This window comes from Sphingomonas sp. J344, from assembly GCF_024700005.1.
Classification (GTDB): domain Bacteria; phylum Pseudomonadota; class Alphaproteobacteria; order Sphingomonadales; family Sphingomonadaceae; genus Sphingomonas.
In genome coordinates this window covers 131,969-154,034 of the sequence record NZ_JAJONB010000002.1, presented here as the reverse complement: position 1 = coordinate 154,034, position 22,066 = coordinate 131,969, and the positions used below count along the sequence as shown (strand labels likewise).

Sequence of the window (22,066 nt, the reverse complement as noted above, 5' to 3'; positions counted from 1 at the left end):
GCTTGTCCAGCCCCGTACCCCCTTTTAGTTGACCGCGTCCTTGAGGCCCTTTCCGGCCTTGAACTTGGGCTGCGACGACGCCTTGATCGTCATCGGTTCGCCGGTGCGCGGGTTGCGACCGGTCGATGCCTTGCGCTTCGAAACCGAGAAGGTTCCGAACCCGACGAGGCGGACTTCGTCGCCCTTCTTGAGCGCCGCGGTGACCGCGTCGAACACGGCCTCAACCGCCTTGCTGGAATCCCCCTTGCTGAGACCCGCGGTGTCGGCAACCGTGGCGATCAGTTCCTGTTTGTTCATGCCCTTTGAACCCCTGCTTTTCTTGATAGGCGTGTACCAGAATGCGTTCGGCGTCGAGACGCCGGTGGAACAGCAAAACGTGTCCGTGCCCCGCTGTAAAGCGGAAAGCGGCGCAATGAACGGGAAAGCGCAGGAAAAAGTAGCTTTACCAGCGCTCAACCATCAATGGCGGAGCGCGTCGGGGGTCGCAGCGGGCGGCTGAACCGCCAGTTCGTCCGCCTCGCTCCATTCGATCGCCGCCAAAGGCTCGGTCAACGCGAGCTTCAGCACCTCCTCGACATGAGCGACGGGAATGATCTTGAGCCCTTCGCGGATATTCGCCGGAATCTCCGCCAGATCCTTTTCATTCTCCTGCGGGATTAGCACCGTTTCGATGCCACCGCGAAGCGCGGCGAGCAGCTTTTCCTTCAGGCCGCCGATCGGCAGCACGCGGCCGCGCAGCGTCACTTCGCCGGTCATCGCGACATCCTTGCGCACGGGCACCCCTGTCAGGGTCGACACGATCGAGGTGACCAGACCGATGCCGGCCGATGGCCCGTCCTTGGGCACCGCCCCTTCGGGCAGATGGACATGGATGTCCTTGCGCGCAAAGATGCTCGGCTTGATCCCATAGCTGGGGCTGCGCGCACGAATGAAGCTGAACGCCGCCTCGACGCTTTCCTTCATCACGTCGCCAATCTTGCCGGTCGTCTTGATCGCGCCCTTGCCGGGCACGGTGACGCTCTCGATCGTCAGCAGCTCACCACCAACCTCGGTCCAGGCAAGCCCGGTGACTGCGCCGATCTGATGTTCTTCCTCGCCGATGCCGAAGCGGAACTTCCGCACGCCGGCGAACTCGTGAAGATTTTCGGGGGTTACGCGGACCCGCTCGACCTTGCCCTCGAGAATGCGGCGCAGCGCCTTGCGCGCGAGCTTGGCAATCTCACGCTCCAGCGTGCGGACACCCGCCTCGCGGGTATAATAACGGATCAGATCGCGCAGCCCGTCCTCGGTCAGTTCGAACTCGTCATCCTTCAGCCCGTGCGCCTCGATCTGCTTCGCCAGCAGATGGCCCTTGGCGATCTCGACCTTCTCGTCCTCGGTATAGCCTTCGAGCCGGATGATCTCCATGCGGTCGAGCAGCGGCTGGGGCAAATTCAACGAGTTGGCGGTGGTCACGAACATGATGTCCGAAAGATCGACGTCGATCTCCAGATAATGGTCGTTGAACTTGCTGTTCTGTTCAGGGTCGAGCACCTCGAGCAGAGCCGAGGCCGGATCGCCGCGGAAATCCTGGCCCAGCTTGTCGATCTCGTCGAGCAGGAACAGCGGATTGCTGGTGCCCGCCTTTTTCAGGTTGGTGACGATCTTGCCCGGCAGCGAGCCGATATAGGTGCGGCGGTGGCCGCAAATCTCGGCCTCGTCGCGCACGCCACCCAGCGACTGACGGATGAATTCACGCCCGGTCGCCTTTGCTATCGACTTCCCAAGGCTGGTCTTGCCGACGCCGGGAGGACCGACGAGGCACAGGATCGGCCCCTTGAGCTTGTTGGTGCGCGCCTGCACCGCGAGATATTCGACGATGCGGTCCTTGACCTTCTCCAGCCCGTAATGGTCCGCGTCGAGCACCGCTTCGGCCTCGACCAGATCCTTCTTCAGCTTGGACTTCTTGCCCCAGGGCAGGCCGAGCAGCACATCGAGATAGTTGCGCACGACGGTCGCCTCGGCGCTCATCGGGGCCATGGTCTTGAGCTTCTTGAGCTCGCCCTGCGCCTTCGCGCGCGCTTCCTTGCTGAGCTTGAGCGTCGCGATTTTCTGGGTCAGCTCGGCGATCTCGTCGCCCTCGCCCTCCTCGCCCTCATTGCCCAACTCGCGCTGGATCGCCTTCAGCTGCTCGTTGAGGTAATATTCGCGCTGGGTCTTCTCCATCTGGCGCTTCACGCGCGAGCGGATCTTCTTCTCGACCTGCAGCACGCCCAGCTCACCCTCCATGAAGGCGAACACCATTTCGAGGCGCTTCTGGGGATCGTCCTCGACCAGCAGGCTCTGCTTGTCGGCGACCTTGACCGCGATATTGCCCGCGACCGCGTCGGCGAGGCGCGAGGCTTCGTCGATCTCGCCCAGCTGGACTGCCGTCTCGGCGGGCAGCTTGCGGTTGAGCTTGGCATAATTCTCGAACTGCTCGACCACCGACCGCATCAGCGCCTGGGTCTCGGTTCCCGCTGCCGGCTTGTCTTCGACCGGCGAAACGGTCGCGGTCAGGTAACCGTCCTTCTCGGCCATCGTCTCCAGTCGACCGCGCTCCTTCCCCGCGACCAGCACGCGCACGGTGCCGTCGGGCAGCTTGAGCAGCTGCATCACCTCGGCCGACACGCCGATATCGTACAGGTCGTCGCGACCGGGATCGTCATTGGCGGGATCAAGCTGGGCGACGAGGAAAATTTCCTTGTCGTCCGCCATCGCGGCCTCAAGCGCGGCGACCGACTTGTCGCGACCGACGAACAGCGGCACGATCATGTGCGGGAACACGACGATGTCGCGCAGCGCCAGGACTGGATAGGAAGACTTCATGGATACTCCGGTGCCGCCATCACGGGGCGGATTCGTCCAACTATATGGGGATCGTGGGCATCGCATCAATGCAGTGTTTGCCGCGCTCGCGCTCAGCGCCTTTCCCGCCCCCGCGCTGGCGCAAAAGGGCGAGCCGCCGATCACCGCGCTGACCGAGCGATCGGGCGGGGAGATCGAGCCCGAGCGGGCGGCGTTGCGGCTGGAGCATGTCGATCTTCAGTTGCGCATCTCGCCTGAGCGAAAATATCTGTCAGGCACGGCCACGCTGCGGTTAACCACCAGCGCGCGCCAGACGCGTCTTCTGATCGACCTCGACAAGAATTTTCACGTTTCCGAGATCCAGATCGATGGTTTGAAGCTCCGCCCTGATAGCTGGCGCAATCCGGAGGGGCGGCTGATCATCGACCTTCCGAGGCCCGTGGCAGCCGGTGGCAGGGTCACAGCCAAGATCGAATATGCGGGTCGCCCCCACGAAGCGGTGAATGCGCCGTGGGATGACGGATTCGTCTGGTCGAGCTGGCAGGGCAAGCCATGGGTCGCCACGACGGCACAGGGCTATGGCTGCGACCTGTTCTGGCCGTGTCTCGATTTCCCGGCAGGCGAGATTCCGGAAATCCGCATCTCGATCGGCGTGAGGAGTGGACTGGCGGCGATCGCCAACGGCAAGCTCGAGACCGCGACGCCTGCGCTCCACGGCTATTCGGAATGGCGGTGGGTCGCGAAGAACATCAATCCCTATCTCGTCGCGATCAACATCGGCCCGTATCGCGAGATCAAGGGCAGCTATGCCAGCAGGTTCGGGAACAAGGTGCCGCTGCATTTCTGGCACCTGGCGGGCAAGGACAAGCAGGCAGCCGGCCTGTTCGCGGAGTTTGCCCCCCACGCTCGACTTCTTCGAGACCATGATTGGCCCCTTCCCCTTCGCGCACGAGAAGCTGGGGGTAGTCGAGACGCCGCATCTCGGCATGGAGCATCAGACGGTCAACGCGTACGGCAATAACTATAAGAAGGACGAGACCGGGTTCGACTGGCTGTTCCACCACGAGCTGGCGCATGAATGGTTCGGCAACCAGATGACCGCCGCCGACTGGGACGATTTCTGGCTGCATGAGGGCTATGGCCAATATATGCAGCCGCTCTACGGTCAGTGGCGCGAGGGTGAAGCGCGCTATGCCGCGATGATGGCGGAGCAGCGCAAGAACATCATCAACCGCCAGCCTTTGGTGTCCGGACGCTCGCGCACCTCGGACGAGGTCTACCAGCTCGAAAAGGGCGGGCCGGGGCAGGATATCTATTATAAGGGCGCGTGGGTGCTCCACACGCTGCGCTATCTGATCGGGGACAAGGCGTTTTTCGATGCGACGACCCGGCTGGTCTATGGCCGCCCGGACCCGAAACCGGGTAATTTCAAGCCGCGCTTTACGACAACTGGCGAGTTTGAGGCGGTGATGAGCGCGGCGGCCGGGCAGGATCTGGAGTGGTTCTACGCGGTCTATCTACGCTCGGCCGCGCTGCCTCATCTCGTCGAAACCCGCGAGGGCGACCGGCTGACGCTCGAATGGAAAACGCCCCGGGGAGTCCCGTTCCCTCTTCCCGTCGATGTTCAGGTCGATGGCGTCGTACGAAAGGTCGCGATGGATGAAGGACGCGCGACGCTTACGGTCCCTGCAGGCGCACATGTCGTAGTCGATCCGATGGCGCGCATCCTGCGCCGCAGTCCCGCGATCGAGGCAATGCAGGCGCGGCCCTAGGCGCTATTCCACCAACGCATGCGCGTCGCCGACACGGAGCTGGTTGCGGCCCGATCGCTTTGCTGCGTAGAGCGCCGCGTCGGCGCGGGCCATGGCAAGCGGCATCGGTTCTCCCTCGATGGCGACCACACCGCCCGAGCAGGTGACGGGTATGCCATCCGGGCGTTCGATCAGTCCGTTGGCCAGCCTGCGCGCCAGGCGGCGGAGCACCGCTGCGGCCTCGCCTTCATCCGTATCGGGGAACAGGACCGCAAATTCCTCGCCGCCCCAGCGCCCGACGCAGTCGGTGCGGCGCACGCCGCGCGCCAAGAATGCGGCGAAGTCCTGGAGAATCTCGTCGCCCGCGTCGTGCCCGAACTGGTCATTGATCGACTTGAACCGGTCGAGGTCGAGCAACGCGATCGACCCGTCGCCCGCCGCCTCGGCACGGACAAGGAACCCGCGACGGTTGAGCAGTCCGGTCAGGGGATCGCGATGCGCCGCCATGTCGAGCGCCGCGATGCGGACCTTGGTCGCCTCGCTCGCGCGGGTCACGCCGATCAACAATTCGGCCAGCATGTCGCCGTCCTTGACCGACTCCAGCGCCTCAGCCTGTTCGCGTTCGAGCGATTGGACCGCCCGCGTCGCCGCGCGCACCGGAGCGAGCAGCGCGTCGATGCCGAGCAGGGTGAACACAGTGCCGATCAACGTCGCGCCGAGCACGATGCCGAGATCCGACCAGTCGGTCTTGTCCCTCACGAACTGCCACCCGGCAAAGCTCAGCAGCGGGATGTGCGTACCGATGAAGCAGATGGCGAACATGCGCAGCCGCAAGCTGGAAGGGAACAGGAAGCGCGTCGCCTGATAGAACCGCAAATAAGCCTCCCGTAGATTCCCGATATCGCGCGGAAGAAATCGTTAGGACGGGTTAAGCAGCGGAAAACGACCATGGTTAAACCTGTGGACGGTTGCGGGCGGGCGATGGGGCGTGTCCCGCAAAGCGAAACGGGCGCCGGTTGCCCGACGCCCGTCCGATTATCTGGCCGTCCCGCGGTCAGGCGGCGTCGCCGGCCTTTTTCTTCTCGGTGGCATAGACGCGGATCGGATCCTTCGATCCGGCGACCACGTCCTTGTCGATCATTACCTCGTCCACCCCGTCCATGCCGGGCAGGTCGAACATGGTGTCGAGCAAGATGCCCTCCAGGATCGAGCGCAGACCGCGCGCGCCGGTCTTGCGTTCGATCGCCTTCTTGGAAATCGAGACCAGCGCATCGTCAGTGAAGGACAGCTTCCTGTTCTCCATCTCAAACAGCTTCTGATACTGTTTCACCAGAGCGTTCTTGGGCTCGGTCAGGATCTTGATCAACGCATCGACGTCGAGATCCTCAAGCGTCGCGACGACGGGCAAGCGGCCGACGAATTCGGGGATCAGGCCAAATTTGAGCAGATCCTCCGGCTCGGTCTGGCGCAGCGTCTCACCGGTGCGGCGTTCTTCCGGCGCGGCGACATAGGCGCCGAAGCCGATCGACTTGCCCTGAAGGCGATCGCCGATGATCTTTTCGAGGCCGCTGAACGCGCCGCCGCAAATGAACAGGATGTTGGTCGTGTCGACCTGCAAGGAACTCCTGCTGCGGGTGCTTGCGCCCGCCCTGCGGCGGAACGCTCGCGGTGGTGCCTTCCATCAGTTTGAGCAGCGCCTGCTGCACGCCCTCGCCCGACACGTCGCGCGTGATCGACGGGTTCTCGGCCTTGCGGCTGATCTTGTCGATCTCGTCGATGTACACGATGCCGCGCTGCGCCCGCTCGACATTGTAGTCCGACGCCTGGAGCAGCTTGAGGATGATGTTCTCGACATCCTCGCCCACATAACCGGCTTCGGTCAGCGTGGTCGCATCGGCCATCGTGAACGGCACGTCGAGAATGCGCGCCAGCGTCTGCGCGAGCAGCGTCTTGCCGCAGCCGGTGGGACCAACGAGCAGGATGTTCGACTTGGCGAGCTCGACATCGGCGCCCTTGGCACCGTGGTTGAGCCGCTTGTAATGGTTGTGCACAGCGACCGACAGGACGCGCTTCGCCTGCTTCTGACCGATGACATAATCGTCCAGCACGTCGCAGATTTCCTGCGGCGTCGGGACGCCACCGTCCTTCTTGCTGACCAGCGCCGACTTGGTTTCTTCGCGAATGATGTCGTTGCACAGTTCGACGCATTCGTCGCAGATGAACACGGTCGGTCCGGCGATCAGCTTGCGCACCTCATGCTGCGACTTGCCGCAGAACGAGCAGTAAAGCGTGCTTTTGGAATCGCCGCCGCTTAGCTTCGTCATTCAGTCTTCCTTTGCGTGCCGGACCGATTACGCAGCCCGGCATCCTACAGCCGGGAAAACGCCCGGCAAATCAAATTCGCCCTATAAACCGGCAAGGGTGAGCGTCAGATTAAGACGCCGCGCCGTCGGTGTCAGTCGGCTGCGGGCGCTTTTCATACACTTCGTCGACCAAACCGAACGCCTTGGCCTCATCGGCTTCAAGGAAGGTGTCGCGATCCATTGCCGATTCGATCCGTTCAAGCGGCTGGCCGGTGTACTTGACGTACAGCGCGTTCATCCGATCCTTGATGCGCTGGATTTCCTTGGCCTGGATCTGGATGTCCGACGCCATGCCCTGCGCCCCGCCCGAGGGCTGGTGGATCATGATGCGTGCGTTGGTCAGCGCGACGCGCAGCCCCGGTTCACCTGCGGCGAGCAGGAAGCTGCCCATCGACGCGGCCTGGCCGATGCACACCGTGCCGACGCGCGGACGGATATACTGCATCGTGTCGTGGATCGCCATGCCGGCGGTCACCACGCCACCCGGGGAGTTGATGTACATCCAGATGTCCTTCTTCGGGTTCTCGGACTCGAGGAAGAGCAGCTGGGCGGTAATCAGCGAGGCCATGTGATCCTCGACACCGCCGGTGATGAACACGATCCGCTCGCGCAACAGGCGCGAGTAGATATCGAAGCTGCGCTCGCCGCGGCTCGACTGTTCGATGACGATCGGAACCAGCGCGTTGGTGACGGGATCGCGCGTAAAACCGTCAGGAGTCATGTTACCGGCAAGAGGATGCATGTGGGATGTTCTCGTCAAATCTGTTTTTGCCCAGGCGACTACATCGGCGCTCGCGCGGCGCGGCGCAAGGGGGAAGAGGGTGAACGGCGGTGCGTCGTCGCGCGGCAACCATTTCTGAACCCTTGTCTGCCAGGGTCGATCCGAACCGGGAGTCGAAAGGGGCGCCGATGCGCCAGAATATGCGAACCATCATCGTCTTTGCCCTGCTCTACGCGGCCTTTGTTGCTGTGGGCCTGGGGCCGCTATTTGCGGCGGGCGGGTTCAACGACGCGACCTTCGGCATCGGGATGGTGATCGCCATTGCGCTGATTCCGGTTACCGCAATCGTCCTGACGATGTTCGCCCATATCCTGCTGCGTGCTCCGGGAAGCGGCGCGCCCCTGCCCGAGGCGGCACGCCGCGCCGTCGACCCCGCGCCGGAACGCGACCATTTCGACTTTGCCTTTGCCGCTTGGAACGGGATCAGATCCGCAGAAGCGGTAGCGCGCCTGTCCCGCCGCCTCCACGCGCTCGAAATCGCCCACCGGTTCGACGATGGGGAGATCAGCGTTGCCGACGGCGACGTACGCTGGAAGGTCGCCCCGGTCGTTGGCGCGCTGCGCATCGCCGGTTGGGTCGAGGCACCGACCCGCGAGACACGCGCGATGATCGAGGCGGCGGTCGAGGAGTTCCTGATCGAAGAGCTTGGAATAAGGCTGGAAAAGCTCGCCGCTTAAAGATTGGCGGGAGCGGGCTGCGCAAGATAGGCGAGCCGCCGCACCTCACGCCTGCCCCGCACCACCGTGTCCAGGATCAGCCCGGCAAAGCTGCTGAGCGCGGCCAGGATCACCAGCCCAGTGACGAGAATTGCGGTCGGGAAGCGCGGCACCAGCCCGGTGTGGAGATAGGTCATCACCAGCGGCGCTGCGAGACCCACCGCCAGCGCCGCAAGCGCCAGTGCGATCCAGCCAAAGAACAGCATCGGCTTTTCGATGCGGTAGAGCGTCAGGATGGTCCGGGCGATGCGAAACCCGTCGCGATAGGTGGACAATTTAGACGCCGAGCCCTCGGGACGGGCGAGATAGCGGGTTTCCACCTCCCCCCACCGGCATCTTGAGTTCGAGCGCGTGGACGCTGATCTCGGTCTCGATCTCGAACCCCGCCGACAGCACCGGGAAGCTTTTCACGAAGCGCCGCGAAAAAACGCGATAGCCCGAGAAAATGTCGGTAAAACTGCGCCCGAACAGGCGCGCGAGCAGGCCGGTCATCGCGCGATTGCCAAGCACATGCCCACGGCGATAGGCGTCGGCGGCTTCGTGCACGCGGGTGCCGACGACCATGTCGAGCCCCTCGTCGCGCATCTTGGCGATCATCGCGGGCGCGGCGGCGGCGTCATAGGTCGCATCGCCATCGGCCATCACATAGATGTCGGCATCGACATCGGCGAACATGCGGCGGACGACATTGCCCTTGCCCTGCATCCGCTCGGTCCGAACGATCGCGCCGGCTTCGCGGGCGATGGCGACGGTGCGGTCGGCGCTGTTGTTATCGAAGACATAGATGGCGGCGGTCGGAAGCGCCGCGCGGAAGCCCGCGACCGTCTGCGCGATCGCGGCTTCCTCGTTATAGCAGGGCAGGATCACTGCGATGCGCGGTTCGGTCACGCCATTCCCCACTACGTCACCCCGGACTTGTTCCGGGGTCCACCGGGAGGCTGAGCGCATCGCAAGAGCCTCAAGCACTCAGTGTGCGGCACCGTGGACCCCGGCACAACCCTTGCGGAATGGGCCGGGGTGACGATGCTACAGGCCTCAGTCCGCCTTCTTCTTCGCGGGAGCCTTCTTCTTCGGCGCTTCGGCCTCGGCGTCATCCGCCTTGGCGGCCTTCTTGGCCGGTGCCTTCTTGGCCGGAGCAGCTTCCTCGGCCGGAGCCTCTTCCGCCTTGGCCTTGCCCTTCTTCGCCGGCTTTACGTCCTCGGCAGCGGCGGGCTCGTCAGACTTCTTCGCCTTGGCCTTCTTGGCGGGCTTGTGATCGTGGTCGTGGTCGTGGTTGCAGTCGGGCCCATGGACGTGCGGCACCGCGCCTTCCTCGCTCTCGATCGCGGCTTCCAGCTCTTCGCGGGTCACGTCGCGTTCGCTGATCTCCGCCTTCTCGAACAGGAAGTCGACGACCTTGTCCTCATAGAGCGGCGCGCGCAGCTGGGCGGCCGCCATCGGCTCCTGCTGAATATACTGGAAGAAGCGCTGCTGGTCTTCCGGGCGGTACTGCTGCGCGGCCTGGGCGATCAGGCGGTTCATTTCCGCCTGAGTCACCTCGACGCCGTTCGCCTGTCCGATTTCGGAGAGGAGCAGACCGAGACGGACGCGACGTTCGGCAATCGCGCGGTAATCGTCCTTTTCCTTCTCGAGATCGGCCTTGGCCGCCTCGGGATCTTCCTCGTGGCTCGCTTCCTGAAGGAGCTGCGCCCAAATCTGCTGGAACTCGGCCTCGACCATCGACGGCGGGACCGGGAAGTCGTGCCCCGCAGCGAGTTGGTCGAGCAGCTTGCGCTTCATATAGGTGCGCGTCAGTCCGCCGGTCTCGTTCTCCATCTGGCCGCGCAGGATACCGCGCAGCTGATCAAGGCTCTCAAGGCCGAGATTCTTGGCCAGATCTTCATCGACCTTCACTTCGCCGGCGGTCTTCACCGCGGTGATCTTGAGGTCAAACGTCGCGGGCTTGCCGGCCAGCGTGTCGACGCCATAATCCTCGGGGAAGGTCACCTCGATCTGCTTTTCGTCGCCAGCCTTCACGCCGACGATCTGGTCTTCGAAGCCCGGGATCAGGCGGCCCGAACCGATTTCGATTGCCATGCCCTCGCCGGTGCCGCCTTCAAACGCGACGCCGTCAACCTTGCCCACGAAGTCCATCGTGACCTGGTCGCCCTGCTTCGCCTTGTAGCTGGCCTTGGCGTCTTCCCACGCCTTCTGCTGGCCGGCGATCTGCATGATCTGCGCGTCGACCGCCTCGTCGCTGACCGGAACGATCAGACGTTCGAGCTTCAGCCCCTCGATCGAGGGAGTCGGAACGTCGGGCAGGACTTCCAGCTCAACCTTTACCTCGGCACCGTCACCGGCCTTGAACTCGCCCTCAAGGCTGACCGACGGCTGCATCGCGGGACGCAGCTTGTGATCGGCGATCAGCTTCTGCACGCCTTCCTGGATGGTCGAGTTGAGCGCGTCCTGGGTCAGCGCCTCGCCATGCATCTTGCGGACCAGGTTGGTCGGCACCTTGCCGGGGCGGAAGCCGGGCATGCGGATCTGCGGGGCCACGCGCTTCACCTCGGCATCGACGCGGCTGTCGATGTCCTTGGCGGTGATCTTCAGGGTGTAGGCGCGCTTGAGGCCTTCGTTCAACGTCTCGACGGTCTGCATTTCTCTCGGGCTTCCTGCTCTGGAAGTGGAATCGATTTAGCGGCATCGCGATCACGCCGGGCGGGATTGGTGCGGGCGAAGGGACTCGAACCCCCACATCTTTCGATACTGGTACCTAAAACCAGCGCGTCTACCAATTCCGCCACGCCCGCATTCTGGGACACCGCAAGTCGGGCGCGTCTATAGCAATGCGGGTGCCGGGGGCAAGGGCGATGCCGTATATGACGAAGAATCACCGAGACCGCCCGTTCGGCGCCCTCTATCCGGGCGTCGAAAGGCCGAGCAGCCAGGCATGCGGCGCGACCGGGTGCGTCAGGATCAGGTCGCGCGGCGCGATCATGACGCCGTCGCGCTCGGGCATCGCGCCCGCTTCGACAATGACCGCAAGCCGCCCGGTCCAGCCCCGGAAACGCAGGCGACCGACGGCCGCCAGGCTCTCCGCCCCTCCCCGCACCGATACGATCAGCCAGTGTGCCGCAACCGCCTCCGGGTCCGCTACCAACGCAACCGGGCTGTCATAGGCACGGACTCGATGTCGCTGTCCCGACAGCAGCAGGTGCAAGTCGCGCCGCGCCGCATCGTCGGGGTCGACGAGCACAATGTCGAGCGCGCCGGCGGCCTTGTCCGCAGGTGCCGAGGATGAGGCGGGTTGGTCCATTGACCGTCAGCATGGCGCGTCGGCGGCGTGCGCGCTGTCCGGAAAAGTCCTTACTCGCGCGCGTGAAGTCCAGCGGCAAAGGCGATGCGCAGGGCTTCGGACAGGCTGCCGACGTCCAGCTTGGTCATCAGGTTGGCACGGTGCACCTCCACGGTGCGGGGCGATATGCCCAGATCATAGGCGATCGTCTTGTTCGGGTTGCCCGCGACCAGCCCGCGCAGCACGTCGCGTTCGCGCGGCGTGAGCGCGGCGATGCGTACCCTGGCCTCCTGCCCCGCTATCTCCGCATCGCCCGCGCGCCCGAGTCGTTCGAACCCGCGGTCGAGCGCGGCCAGCAACAGCGTCTTTTCGAACGGCTTTTCGAGGAAATCGAGCGCGCCTTGCTTCATTGCCGTCACCGCAGTCGCGACATCCCCATGCCCGGTCAGCACGATCACCGGCAGCGCGACGCCGCGCGCGTTGAGTTCGCGCTGCACTTCCAGCCCGTCCATCTCGGGCATTCGAATGTCGAGCAGGATGCAGCCCGGATCGGGATGTCGTGCCTCTTTCAGAAACGCGACCCCCGATGCATAGGCGTGGACCTCATAGCCCGACGTCTTGAGCAGGAAGCTGGCCGAGCGGCGCACCGCATCCTCGTCATCGATCAGGTGGACTAGCCGCTGCTCGCTCATTCATGGGTCTCCGCGCTCGGAATGGTGAACCACAGGACCGTCCCGCCGCCCGAACGCGGGTTGGCATCGATCCGCCCGCCATGCGCCTCAACGATCGTGCGGCAGATCGACAGGCCAAGGCCCAGCCCATCGGGTTTGTTGGTGTTGAATGCGTCGAAGAGTCGCGGGCGAATCGCCGGATCGATACCGGGCCCCGTATCGCTGACCTCGACGCGGATCATGCCATCAGCCTGAAGGCGAGTCGCGATGGTGACATCGCGGACGGGCATATCCCCCAGCGCTTCGACGGCGTTGCGGATGAGGTTGACCAGCACCTGCTGAATCTGGACGCGATCGACCAGCGCCAGCCGCGCATCGGGATCGAGGTCCTTGAGAGCGCGCACCCCTCGCTCGCGCGCACCGGTCATCGCCAGACGAGTCGCCTCCTCGACCATCTGTGGCAATGGCTCGACCCGCTTCTCCACCTCTCCGCGCGCGACGAACTCGCGCAGACGCCGGACGATGGAGCCGGCCCGCAGTGCCTCGGTCGCCGATTCGGACACCGCTTCGCCGAGCAGGTCGGGGTCCAGCGTGCCGCGTGCGATCAAGTCGCGTGCCGCCTCCATGTAGTTGGCGATCGCGGTCAGCGGCTGGTTCAGCTCATGCGCCAGTGTCGATGCCATCGTCCCCATCGCCGAGACACGCGAGACGTGGATCAGTTCGGACTGCAGTTCCTTCATTTGCAGTTCGGCACGCTGGCGTTCTGACAGGTCGCGAATGAAGCCGGTGAAGATGCGGTGCCCGGCGCTCCGTGCTTCCCCAACGGCAAGCTCCATCGGAAACTCGCTGCCGTCGCGCCGTTTTCCCACGACAATGCGACCGATTCCGATGATCCGCCGCTCACCCGTGCGGCAATAATGATCGACATAATCGTCATGTCTCAAACGATCGCCGTCGGGCATCATCATTGCGACATTCTTCCCGACGACCTCCGCCTCGCTATAGCCGAAGAGCCGTTCCGCTGCGGCGCTGAACGAGAGCATCTGCCCGCGCTCGTCGATTACGATCATCGCGTCGGGGACGGTGGCAAGGATCGATCGCAGGTGCAGTTCGCTGCGCGCCACCGCCGCCTCGGCGGCCTTGCGATCGGTGATATCCTCGATCGTTCCACCAAAGCCGAGCAGTGTCCCGCCCTCGTCGCGCAGCGCGGTCAGCCGCGCATCCGCCGCGAACTCGGTCGCATCCTGCCGCCGCCGCCATCCTTCCTCGGAATAGCGGCCATAGGTCGCCGCCCGCGCCAGATCGTCATGCGGCTTTCCGGCCGCAGCGTCGCCCTGTGAATAGAGCATCGCGACGGGCTGACCGACCGCCATTTCCGTTGCATAACCAAGCAGGATCTGCGCGCCCGGGTTCCAGCTGCAGATCATTCCTTCAGGGTCGATCAGGAATTGCGCGCGCTCGAGATCGCTGGCGATGAACCGAGCGGAAAGCTTTTCGACCGTGTCGCCGCCCATCCCGATCCCCTGCCAATCGCCTTGGATTGGCACCCCAGGCACTTGGTGAGCCTACCCATATCGTGGACGCGTGCAAGTTCGGATCGCGCCATTGCGGATCGGGACAGGTGCAATCGTCAGTTCACTGAGCGAGGAAGACGGGATAGGGGCTGTTGCGCAGCAAGTCGTTGGTAACGCCGCCGAACAGCGTTTCGATCAGCCGCGCATGCCCGAATCCGCCCATGACGATGATCGATGGCTCGATGCGCAGCGCCTGAGCCACGATCTGCTGCCCGATCCGGCCCGGCGCGTCTGGGATGTTCATAATCTCCGGTCGTATGCCGTGACGCGACAGATAGCTTGCTGCCAGTTCCGGGGGATGCCGGATATCTCCGCTGGCAATGCTGAGCAGGCGAACCTCGCGCGCCAGGCCCAGGATCGGGACCGCGGCGCGCAGCGCCGCGTCGGCCTCGTCAGATCCGTCCCATGCGACCAGCGCAATGCCCTGTAGCGCGATCCCCCGTGCCGCGCGCGGCACCGCGACAACCGGCCGGTTGAGCCGCAGCATCGCGGCAACCACTGCGTCCATCTCGCCGCCCGGAAAGCCGTCGAACACCGTATTGATAACGACCAGGTCGGTGAGCGCGGTATGGGAGGCCAGGCAGGAGGCGACATCTCCCATGCACTCGGCCCGCGTCCAGGGCACGTCCTCGATCAGCAGCCGCGCCTTGATCCGGGCGCTATTCTCCTCCTGAACCGCCAGTTCCTCGGCGATCTGTGTCGCGAGCAATCCGGGGCCGATGATCGGATCCTCGACAATCGGCGACAGCGCGGTGACGTCGATAGCGATCAGATGCCCGTGCAGCCCACGGACGAGGTCGAGCGCGGCCTGAAGCCGCGACTCCTGGCCGGCGTCGGCATGGATCAATACGGCAACATTTTTCATTGCCCGTCTCCCGAAACTCATCGGAGCGAGGCTATGCGTCGGATCGATGGGTCACTATCGGGAGTGATACGTAGTACGACGTGCGCCGCACCCGCGGGCTATTCGGCGGCCTTGAGCGCGTCCTCATTGTCCGGTTCCATCCCCGTTGCGTGACTGGCTAGCAGGTCCACGGGAGGCACGCTCTCGATCTCGCGCGCGCCAGTCTCGATGTTCAGATCCTTGAGCTTGCGCGCCGAAACGAGCGCGCGGCTTTCCAGCGAGCTGGCAAAAGCGTTGAAATTCTTGACCGCCGTGTTGAGCCCGCTACCCACCGTGCGCAAGTCGCCCAGTGCCTTGGCGAGGCGGTCATAAAGCTCCTTGCCCAGCGCGCCGATCTGCCGTGCTTCCTTGGCCAGCATCTCCTGCCGCCAGACTGCAGCAACCGTGCGCGCGATTGCGATCAGGTTGGTCGGCGTCGCCAGCAGCACGCGCTTCTCGAATGCGAAGTCCCACAGCGTCGGGTCATGCTCCAGCGCGGCCGACAGGAAATGCTCGCCCGGAACGAACATGATGACATAATCGGGGGCCTCGTCGAACTGGGTCCAGTACGCCTTGTTGCCCAGCGCATTGACGTGGGTCTTCATCGAGATGGCGTGCGCGGTCAGCCCTGCCTGCCGCTCATCCTCATCGACCGCGCCGAATGCGTCCTGATAGGCGTTGAGCGACACCTTGGCGTCGATCACCAGCGCCTTGCCGCCCGGTACGCGGACGATAGCGTCAGGGCGCAGCCGCCCCCCTCTTCCTGCGCGACGCTGACCTCGGTCATGAAATCAGTATGTTCGGACAGGCCGCAGGTTTCGAGCACGTTGCGCAGTTGTTGCTCGCCCCAGCGACCGCGCGACTTCGGCGCGTTGCGCAGCGAGTTGACCAGCTTCGCCGCCTCGGTGCTGACCCGCTCCTGCCCGATCCGCATCTGCTCGATCTGGCCCTTCAGCTCCCCCGAACGCATCGCGGCGCTCCGCCTCCACCTTGGCGACGCCCTCTTCGTAGCGCTGGAGCCGTTCGGTCACCGGCTGGAGCAGTGCCTTGAGATTCTGGCCAGCTGCGCTCTCGGACTCCCTGAAACGATCCTCGGCGCGTTTGAGGAAGGCTGCCTGGGTTTCGGCGAGCATCGTCCCGGCCACTTCGCGAAACTGGCCGGTCAGCCGCTCCTCAAGCCCCTCAGCCTTGACCCGCAGTTCGGCCAGTTCGATCCGCGCTGCATCGCGCTGGTCGCGGATCGTGTCGAGCTGCTCGCGCAGCTCCGGGATTTCGCGCGCGCGTTCCTCGGCGGCGGCAAGATCGGTGATCGCGGCCTTGAAATCCGCCTCACGCTGGTCCCGCTCGGCACGCAGAGCGGCAGCGGCACGCCCCCCAACAGCCAGCCGAGCAGCGCCCCTGCCACCAGCGCGACAACCAATCCCACCATGACTTCGATCGACACGCCTATTCCCTTCCGTCGGCAACGGAACGGAACATAGCTCGAACGTGCGCCGGGTTACAGAACTAATCTGAAGCTGAGCTCAGAAGGCGTGGGCCAGCCGGTCCAGCATCGTCCGCGCGGGGCTGACCGGGATGGTTGCTACCTCGTCCTGCGCCGCGTCGAGGCGGGCAATCCGACGGTGCAGGTCGACGCTGGCCGCGATCAGATGCTGTGCGGAGACCGGCATCGCGTCGAACGCGGCGGAGTCGGTGACGGGCGCTTCGCCGAGCCGCCGCGAGGGATGCCGCGCCTCGACCGGGGCGATCTCCCCTGCCGCAACCGCGCGCTGGGTCAACAGCCAGGCAATGCTGTGCATCAGCCGCGTCGTGACCTTGAGCGATTCGCAGGAGAACACCACCCGGTCCATCGCACCCAGAAGGTCGCGTTGCTCGCGCCCGACCTCGTCGAAATAGGCGCGCGCCTCATCAGCCAGCAACATCGACTCGGTGTAGAGCGAGTCGATCAGGGCGCGTTGAACGCGCATGGTTTCCACTTCCCCGGTCATGATCCGAACGCTGACAGAAAGATTTCATTAACGAAATACCATTTTACGCCCCCGCCCTGTTCCAAAACGACGCGGGGGAGCGCTCGCTGAGGCGGTGCTGGCCCGTCCCAGCGCCAGCATCCTATGGTTGGCCGGGTGAGGGAGTGGTCGGTGCCGCCAAACCGACAAACAGCTCAGGCGATGATATCGGGGATCAGCTGATCCTCCAGCATTGCGATCTCGTCCCGCAGGAGCAATTTGCGCTTCTTGAGTCGCGCGACCTGAAGCTGGTCGGGCATCGGCGTCGAGCGCAAGGCTTCGATCGCAACATCGAGGTCGCGATGTTCGACGCGAAGCAGCTCAAGCCGCCGTAAAATCTCGCTTTCGTCCATTCGCTGCGGCACCCCCAGGACTCGACCCGTCGCAGATCGGCGTTGCCCTGTCGATGGGGCGATTCGCAAGGGGCGACAAGTGCCGCGAATCGTGATTTACTCGTCAATCCCCCAACTAGAGCAGGAGGATTGCTTCCATGCAGAACGCGCATCTCTCGGCACTCGAGGCCAAGCACGCGACTCTCGATCGCAAGATCGTCGCCGAGTTGCAAAGGCCCGCGCCCGATCAGATGATCATCGCCGACCTGAAGCGTCGCAAGCTCAAGGTAAAGGAAGAAATCGCGCTCAGTTGACGCGGTTCACCGGGTTGCCCCGCTGCGGCGGGGCGGCCCATCCGCGCCAGTGATCTGGCGCATTGATTTCCCGAAAACCATCCACGCGGACAACGCCCCGCGCGTTGATCGAATTCAACCCCGGTAAAGTTGCGGTTTCGCGAAATGGGGCGTGCCCGGCCCGTGTCCGACCGGCTTGCGCGCCAGCATGGGATCGATCGGCCGGTCAAAGGCAATGCCGATCCTGCCCTCCGCGCTCCACGCGATCCGGCCACGGGTCCAGCCAACGCCGCGAACATTGATTTCCACCGGCGTCCCCGAATCGACGTGATCGGCATATTCGGCCATCAAACCGCCGGCCGACAGGTTCCGCACGCGCACCTGCACCTCGATCTTGTCGAGTCGCAGCGTTGCCGCAAGGAACAGGCTGTCACGCACCTGATTGCGCTGACTCGCCGGATCGTCGCTGAAGCGTCCGCTGAATGGGTCGGAAGAAAACTGGTCCATCTGCCGCTCGTGCCTAACTCGTTACGCGCGGAGTATAGTCCGACAATGGCTATCGAAACCGTTAACCGGCATCGAAATTACCGTCATCACTCCTCGCGGGAGACTTTTTCGTTGCGCTCGTGGCGCTCCTGCGCCTCAACGGTCATCGTCGCGATCGGGCGCGCTTCGAGCCGCGCGAGGCTGATCGGCTCGCCGCTCACCTCGCAATAGCCATATTCGCCCTCTTCGATCCGGCGCAGCGCGGCGTCGATCTTTGAGATCAGCTTGCGCTGGCGGTCGCGGGTGCGCAGTTCGATCGACCAGTCGGTCTCGCTCGATGCGCGGTCGGTCAGATCGGCCTCGCGCAGCGAATCGATCTGAAGCTGGTTGAGCGTCCCCGCCGCCTCGCGGTGGATCGCATCCTTCCAGGCAAGCAGCTTTTCGCGAAAATATTGCTGCTGCCGCGCATTCATGAACGGCTCGTCCGCGGTCGGACGATAGCCGTCAGGCAAATCGTTCGCGGCTACGGGTTTCGCTGGATCGTCGCGGTGTTCGAAAACGGTCGCCATCCCACACTCCACAACGGGATCGGATGGCCTTCGCCGATCTCGATCCCCGTATCCCCGGGGCGCCCTATATCCGGGCAAATTTCGTACCACAAGCTACCGAATCCATAGATTCGTGCGCCAAGCCGTTCTTGCCATGCGGGAAATTACACAGCGCTGAACCGGAGAGGTGCGATCGACGTCACCAATGCCGCAAATTGGTTAAGCTTTCGCGCACGATGGCCGACAGTTCCGTCCCCTAAAGGCACATTAACCATAGATGATGCGAGGCGGTCGCAGATAATTGTCCCCAAGCTGTGGAAAGCGTGGTTAACGACATTGCACTTAATACTTTCTTCTGCACTTCTCGGGCAATTACCCGCTGAACGGGTGCCTAGCGCACCCCTGGGTGACCAGGGACGAGAGAGAAGCAAAATGTCGGTTCGGATGGCCTTGGCAAAACTGTGCGCCTGCGCATGCGGCGGTGCCGTCGTCGGCGGCGGCGCGGTGCATGTCGCCGAAACCCGCGCCGAGCGCGGCTATCAGCAACAGCGTCAATCGGTGAAGCAGGGCGTGGTCCAGCGCCGCGTCGTCAAGCGCCCTCTGCGCAAGCGCGTCGTGCGCCGCACCGTAACTACCACTGCCCAGTGCCAGCCCCAGGTCGTGACCGTGACGTCACAGGGGACGGCGATCCCCCTGCCCCCGCCCACCTATGGCTCAAGCGGTGAGATGCCCGTCGTCGGTGGCGGCGGTGGCGGCGGCGGTGGCGCCGCAGCGGCAGTGACCGGAGGCAGCAGCGGCGGTTTCGTTGGCGGATTCTTCGCTGGCGGATTCTTCGGCGGTTCGGGCGGCAGCAGCGGCAGCGGCGCGTCAGGCAGCGGCGGCATCGTCATTTCCTCGACCAGCAGCACCAGCGGCGGTTCGACATCGACCTCGGGCGGATCGACTTCGACCGGCGGCTCGTCGACTGGCGGTTCGTCCACCTCGACCGGTGGCTCGTCGAGCGGCAGCGTCAGCTCGACTTCCTCGACCGGTGGCTCGTCGACAGGTGGCTCGTCCACGTCGAGCGGCGCGGTCAGCTCGACCTCTTCGGGCGATGTCTCGTCCTCGACCGGCGGATCGTCCTCCTCCACATCGTCGGGCGGATCGTCGGGTGACGTGTCGTCGTCGACCGGTGGTTCGTCGTCGTCGACGTCGTCAGGCGCATCATCCAGCTCGACCTCGTCGGGCGGGTCCTCGTCCTCGACCAGCTCGGCCTCGGGCGGTTCGTCGGGCGACGTGTCGTCTTCGTCGAGCGGCAACGTCTCGTCCTCGGCATCGTCCTCGGGTGACGTGTCCTCGTCCACCTCGGCGTCCTCGTCGGGTGACGTGTCGTCGTCGACCTCGACCTCGGCCAGCTCGTCTGGCGATGTTTCGACCTCGTCGTCCAACTCGTCGGCTTCCTCGACCTCGGCCTCGTCCTCGGGCGACGTGTCGTCCTCGACCTCGAGCGGGTGGAGCACCTCGAGTGGGTGGAGCACCTCGACCAGCAGCTCGACTTCGTCGGGCACGTCGAGCGGCACCAGCAGCTCCTCGGGTGGTCCCGATCCGGTTCCCGCGCCGCCGATGGTGCTGCTGTTCGGCGCGGCCGCAGCGGCGCTGGTGGTGCGCAAGCGGTACCAGAACCGCAAGGCAAAGGACGCCGCGGCGGCCGAATAAGCGCCGCGGCGACCAGCGTCAGTCGGCGTCGATCAGTGCCTGTTCGATCTCCGGGATCGGATGACCGGTCAGCGTCTTGTCGATCTCGCCGGTCAGCCGCTCGCTCACCTCCTTGTGATAATGTTTGCGCAGTTCGCCTAGCGTGCGCGGCGGCGCGACGATGATCAGCGATTCGAAATCGTTGTTGAGCGCGCGCTTCTTCAGCAGTTCCGCCGTCTCCGCCGCGAACCGGTCTTCCTCCAGCTGGTGGAAATCGGTCTCCTCATAGGCGCTGCGCCCCGCCCCCACGCTTGAAAAGGCACGGCCCGGAGCGTCGGTGCGCTGGTCGATATTGTCGGGGTTTTCCTGCACCCGTTTGCGCTCGACCTGAAGGTTGAGGTGAACATTGTCGCCCTCGTTCCTCAGGAACAGCATCTTGCGGCCATCGGCGACCACGACCATCGCATTGTGCGGAACGTGCATGAGTCTCTCCTTGATTGGTTACACAGGGTGAACGCACACCGCGCACACCGGGTTGCCTAGCCCCGCGCGGCTCGCCATAGCCTGCCCCCATGCATGACATTCGCGCGATCCGTGAGAACCCCGAGGCGTTCGACGCCGCCCTTGCCCGCCGTGGGGCCGAGCCGCAGGCTGAAATGCTGGTCGCGCTCGACGAAGCGCGCCGCGCGCTGACCACGCAGCAGCAGGAGGCGCAGACGCGGCGCAACGAGCTGTCGAAACAGGTCGGCCAGGCCAAGGCGGCGAAGGACGAAGACCGGGCCCAGGCGCTGATGGCCGAGGTCGGGCAGCTCAAACAGGTGCTGGAAGACCTCAACCTCGCCCAGAGCGCGGCGGACGAGGCACTGCGCACCGCGCTGGCGGCGATCCCCAATCTGCCCGCTGCGGACGTACCCGACGGGACGAGCGAGGACGATAATCAGTTGGTGCACACGGTTGGCACCCAGCCGGCCTTCGCCTTCACGCCCGGCGAGCATAACGAGTTCGGCCCTGCGCTGGGCCTCGATTTCGACACCGGCGCGATGCTCGGCGGGTCGCGCTTCACGCTGTTGCGCGGCGCGGCGGCGAAACTGCACCGTGCGCTCGGCCAGTTCATGCTCGACACGCTGACCGGCGCGCATGGGTATGAGGAATGCGTGCCGCCGGTACTCGTCCGCGACGAGATCATGTTCGGCACCGGCCAGCTGCCCAAATTCGCCGAGGATTCGTTCCGCACCACCGATGGCCGCTGGCTGATCCCGACGTCCGAAGTCAGCCTGACCAACAGCGTGCGCGAGCAGATTTTGAGCGGCGAGGAACTGCCGCTGCGCCTGACCGCGCTCACTCCCTGCTTCCGCTCGGAGGCAGGTGCTGCAGGTCGCGACACGCGCGGCTTCATCCGCCAGCATCAGTTCGAGAAGGTCGAGATGGTGTCGATCACCACTCCCGATCAGTCGGAGGCGGAGCATGAGCGGATGACCGCCTGCGCCGAGGAGATTCTCAAACGGCTCGGCCTGTCCTTCCGCCGCATGCTGCTGTGCGCGGGTGACATGGGGTTCAGCGCGACGCGGACCTATGACCTCGAAGTCTGGCTGCCCGGGCAGGCGCGCTATCGCGAGATTTCGTCCTGCTCGACATGTGGCGACTTCCAGGCCCGTCGGATGAATGCGCGCTATCGTGGCGCGGACGGAAAGCCGGCCTTCGTCCACACGCTCAACGGCTCGGGCCTCGCGGTCGGCCGCACGCTGGTCGCGGTATTGGAGAATTATCAGCAAGAGGATGGTGCAGTTTCGGTGCCCGACGTGCTCCAGCCCTATCTGCGCGGGGTCAACCGGCTCGAACCCGCCAGTTAGCGTGCCGCCGTATCTGGACCTGACGCATCGTGAATCGC

Annotated in this window: 20 protein-coding genes, 1 tRNA gene and 3 pseudogenes; 5 read left to right on the top strand and 19 right to left on the bottom strand. The window is 64.5% G+C overall.

What is annotated here, in order from left to right:
• Positions 1-24 precede the first annotated feature (24 nt).
• Complete coding sequence (locus LRS12_RS16815; protein ID WP_257845675.1) at positions 25-297, bottom strand: HU family DNA-binding protein; 273 nt, start codon at positions 295-297, stop codon at positions 25-27.
• A gap of 162 nt (positions 298-459) precedes the next feature.
• Positions 460-2,847 carry an endopeptidase La gene (lon, locus tag LRS12_RS16810; RefSeq protein WP_257845674.1) on the bottom strand — a complete coding sequence of 796 codons (2,388 nt, stop codon included), beginning with the start codon at positions 2,845-2,847 and terminating at the stop codon, positions 460-462.
• Between lon and LRS12_RS20125 the strand changes: the two genes are divergently transcribed.
• Positions 2,846-3,847, top strand: a complete 1,002-nt coding sequence (locus tag LRS12_RS20125) for a hypothetical protein (protein ID WP_308223050.1) — start codon at positions 2,846-2,848, stop codon at positions 3,845-3,847. The genes lon and LRS12_RS20125 overlap by 2 nt on opposite strands.
• Complete coding sequence (locus LRS12_RS20120; protein WP_308223049.1) at positions 3,750-4,598, top strand: M1 family aminopeptidase; 849 nt, start codon at positions 3,750-3,752, stop codon at positions 4,596-4,598. Before LRS12_RS20125 ends, LRS12_RS20120 begins: the two co-directional genes overlap by 98 nt.
• A gap of 3 nt (positions 4,599-4,601) precedes the next feature.
• Here the strand turns inward: LRS12_RS20120 and LRS12_RS16800 are convergent, their stop codons facing one another.
• The 3 genes and pseudogenes from LRS12_RS16800 to LRS12_RS16790 all read right to left on the bottom strand — a co-directional run bounded on the left by LRS12_RS16800 (position 4,602) and on the right by LRS12_RS16790 (position 7,661).
• Positions 4,602-5,453 (bottom strand): diguanylate cyclase, encoded by an 852-nt coding sequence (locus tag LRS12_RS16800; RefSeq protein ID WP_257845673.1) that lies wholly within the window; start codon positions 5,451-5,453, stop codon positions 4,602-4,604.
• 178 nt (positions 5,454-5,631) lie between these two features.
• Positions 5,632-6,901: pseudogene (clpX, locus tag LRS12_RS16795) on the bottom strand (ATP-dependent Clp protease ATP-binding subunit ClpX).
• A gap of 109 nt (positions 6,902-7,010) precedes the next feature.
• Positions 7,011-7,661: an ATP-dependent Clp protease proteolytic subunit gene (locus tag LRS12_RS16790; protein ID WP_257845672.1), complete on the bottom strand. Its 651-nt coding sequence runs from the start codon at positions 7,659-7,661 to the stop codon at positions 7,011-7,013.
• A gap of 188 nt (positions 7,662-7,849) precedes the next feature.
• Between LRS12_RS16790 and LRS12_RS16785 the strand changes: the two genes are divergently transcribed.
• Entirely contained in the window at positions 7,850-8,398 is a 549-nt protein-coding gene (locus LRS12_RS16785) for a hypothetical protein (RefSeq protein WP_257845671.1), read from the top strand.
• On the opposite strand, the pseudogene LRS12_RS16780 reads toward LRS12_RS16785, so the two are convergent.
• From LRS12_RS16780 to LRS12_RS16735, 10 genes and pseudogenes are all read right to left on the bottom strand, one after another.
• Positions 8,395-9,385: pseudogene (locus LRS12_RS16780) on the bottom strand (glycosyltransferase family 2 protein). The gene LRS12_RS16785 and the pseudogene LRS12_RS16780 overlap by 4 nt on opposite strands.
• 87 nt (positions 9,386-9,472) lie before the next feature.
• Entirely contained in the window at positions 9,473-11,074 is a 1,602-nt protein-coding gene (gene tig, locus LRS12_RS16775) for a trigger factor (RefSeq protein WP_257845670.1), read from the bottom strand.
• A gap of 67 nt (positions 11,075-11,141) precedes the next feature.
• Positions 11,142-11,226 (bottom strand) — tRNA-Leu (locus LRS12_RS16770).
• Positions 11,227-11,333: 107 nt separating this feature from the next.
• On the bottom strand, positions 11,334-11,732 hold the full coding sequence (locus LRS12_RS16765) for a hypothetical protein (protein WP_257845669.1): 399 nt from the start codon (positions 11,730-11,732) through the stop codon (positions 11,334-11,336).
• A gap of 50 nt (positions 11,733-11,782) precedes the next feature.
• On the bottom strand, positions 11,783-12,403 hold the full coding sequence (locus LRS12_RS16760; protein ID WP_257845668.1) for a response regulator transcription factor: 621 nt from the start codon (positions 12,401-12,403) through the stop codon (positions 11,783-11,785).
• Positions 12,400-13,896 carry a PAS domain S-box protein gene (locus LRS12_RS16755; protein ID WP_257845667.1) on the bottom strand — a complete coding sequence of 499 codons (1,497 nt, stop codon included), beginning with the start codon at positions 13,894-13,896 and terminating at the stop codon, positions 12,400-12,402. Before LRS12_RS16755 ends, LRS12_RS16760 begins: the two co-directional genes overlap by 4 nt.
• A gap of 121 nt (positions 13,897-14,017) precedes the next feature.
• Positions 14,018-14,821: a universal stress protein gene (locus tag LRS12_RS16750; RefSeq protein WP_257845666.1), complete on the bottom strand. Its 804-nt coding sequence runs from the start codon at positions 14,819-14,821 to the stop codon at positions 14,018-14,020.
• A gap of 98 nt (positions 14,822-14,919) precedes the next feature.
• Positions 14,920-16,268, bottom strand: a pseudogene (gene rmuC / locus LRS12_RS16745) (DNA recombination protein RmuC).
• A gap of 94 nt (positions 16,269-16,362) precedes the next feature.
• Positions 16,363-16,827 carry a DUF1465 family protein gene (locus LRS12_RS16740; RefSeq protein ID WP_257845665.1) on the bottom strand — a complete coding sequence of 155 codons (465 nt, stop codon included), beginning with the start codon at positions 16,825-16,827 and terminating at the stop codon, positions 16,363-16,365.
• Between the two features lie 173 nt (positions 16,828-17,000).
• Positions 17,001-17,198, bottom strand: a complete 198-nt coding sequence (locus LRS12_RS16735) for a YdcH family protein (protein ID WP_257845664.1) — start codon at positions 17,196-17,198, stop codon at positions 17,001-17,003.
• A 137-nt stretch (positions 17,199-17,335) separates the two neighbouring features.
• Here LRS12_RS16735 and LRS12_RS16730 point away from each other — a divergent pair, with 137 nt between their 5' ends.
• On the top strand, positions 17,336-17,491 hold the full coding sequence (locus LRS12_RS16730) for a YdcH family protein (RefSeq protein ID WP_257845663.1): 156 nt from the start codon (positions 17,336-17,338) through the stop codon (positions 17,489-17,491).
• Between the two features lie 114 nt (positions 17,492-17,605).
• Here the strand turns inward: LRS12_RS16730 and LRS12_RS16725 are convergent, their stop codons facing one another.
• From LRS12_RS16725 to LRS12_RS16710, 4 genes are all read right to left on the bottom strand, one after another.
• Positions 17,606-17,977: a PilZ domain-containing protein gene (locus LRS12_RS16725; RefSeq protein ID WP_257845662.1), complete on the bottom strand. Its 372-nt coding sequence runs from the start codon at positions 17,975-17,977 to the stop codon at positions 17,606-17,608.
• Positions 17,978-18,063: 86 nt separating this feature from the next.
• Positions 18,064-18,525, bottom strand: coding sequence for an RNA polymerase-binding protein DksA (gene dksA / locus LRS12_RS16720; RefSeq protein ID WP_257845661.1), 462 nt, complete (start codon positions 18,523-18,525; stop codon positions 18,064-18,066).
• A 686-nt stretch (positions 18,526-19,211) separates the two neighbouring features.
• Positions 19,212-20,153 (bottom strand): hypothetical protein, encoded by a 942-nt coding sequence (locus tag LRS12_RS16715; protein ID WP_257845660.1) that lies wholly within the window; start codon positions 20,151-20,153, stop codon positions 19,212-19,214.
• 64 nt (positions 20,154-20,217) lie between these two features.
• Entirely contained in the window at positions 20,218-20,661 is a 444-nt protein-coding gene (locus tag LRS12_RS16710; protein ID WP_257845659.1) for a host attachment family protein, read from the bottom strand.
• Positions 20,662-20,750: 89 nt separating this feature from the next.
• Between LRS12_RS16710 and serS the strand changes: the two genes are divergently transcribed.
• Positions 20,751-22,028, top strand: coding sequence for a serine--tRNA ligase (serS, locus tag LRS12_RS16705; protein ID WP_257845658.1), 1,278 nt, complete (start codon positions 20,751-20,753; stop codon positions 22,026-22,028).
• Positions 22,029-22,066: the final 38 nt, after the last annotated feature.

Coding starts and splice junctions, on each gene's coding strand:
- LRS12_RS16815 (WP_257845675.1), bottom strand. CDS start 297: ATGAACAAACAGGAACTGATCGCCACGGTTGCCGACACCGCGGGTCTC.
- LRS12_RS20125 (WP_308223050.1), top strand. CDS start 2,846: ATGGATACTCCGGTGCCGCCATCACGGGGCGGATTCGTCCAACTATAT.
- lon (WP_257845674.1), bottom strand. CDS start 2,847: ATGAAGTCTTCCTATCCAGTCCTGGCGCTGCGCGACATCGTCGTGTTC.
- LRS12_RS20120 (WP_308223049.1), top strand. CDS start 3,750: ATGATTGGCCCCTTCCCCTTCGCGCACGAGAAGCTGGGGGTAGTCGAG.
- LRS12_RS16790 (WP_257845672.1), bottom strand. CDS start 7,661: ATGACTCCTGACGGTTTTACGCGCGATCCCGTCACCAACGCGCTGGTT.
- LRS12_RS16785 (WP_257845671.1), top strand. CDS start 7,850: ATGCGCCAGAATATGCGAACCATCATCGTCTTTGCCCTGCTCTACGCG.
- tig (WP_257845670.1), bottom strand. CDS start 11,074: ATGCAGACCGTCGAGACGTTGAACGAAGGCCTCAAGCGCGCCTACACC.
- LRS12_RS16765 (WP_257845669.1), bottom strand. CDS start 11,732: ATGGACCAACCCGCCTCATCCTCGGCACCTGCGGACAAGGCCGCCGGC.
- LRS12_RS16760 (WP_257845668.1), bottom strand. CDS start 12,403: ATGAGCGAGCAGCGGCTAGTCCACCTGATCGATGACGAGGATGCGGTG.
- LRS12_RS16755 (WP_257845667.1), bottom strand. CDS start 13,896: ATGGGCGGCGACACGGTCGAAAAGCTTTCCGCTCGGTTCATCGCCAGC.
- LRS12_RS16750 (WP_257845666.1), bottom strand. CDS start 14,821: ATGAAAAATGTTGCCGTATTGATCCATGCCGACGCCGGCCAGGAGTCG.
- LRS12_RS16740 (WP_257845665.1), bottom strand. CDS start 16,827: ATGACCGGGGAAGTGGAAACCATGCGCGTTCAACGCGCCCTGATCGAC.
- LRS12_RS16735 (WP_257845664.1), bottom strand. CDS start 17,198: ATGGACGAAAGCGAGATTTTACGGCGGCTTGAGCTGCTTCGCGTCGAA.
- LRS12_RS16730 (WP_257845663.1), top strand. CDS start 17,336: ATGCAGAACGCGCATCTCTCGGCACTCGAGGCCAAGCACGCGACTCTC.
- LRS12_RS16725 (WP_257845662.1), bottom strand. CDS start 17,977: ATGGACCAGTTTTCTTCCGACCCATTCAGCGGACGCTTCAGCGACGAT.
- dksA (WP_257845661.1), bottom strand. CDS start 18,525: ATGGCGACCGTTTTCGAACACCGCGACGATCCAGCGAAACCCGTAGCC.
- LRS12_RS16710 (WP_257845659.1), bottom strand. CDS start 20,661: ATGCACGTTCCGCACAATGCGATGGTCGTGGTCGCCGATGGCCGCAAG.
- serS (WP_257845658.1), top strand. CDS start 20,751: ATGCATGACATTCGCGCGATCCGTGAGAACCCCGAGGCGTTCGACGCC.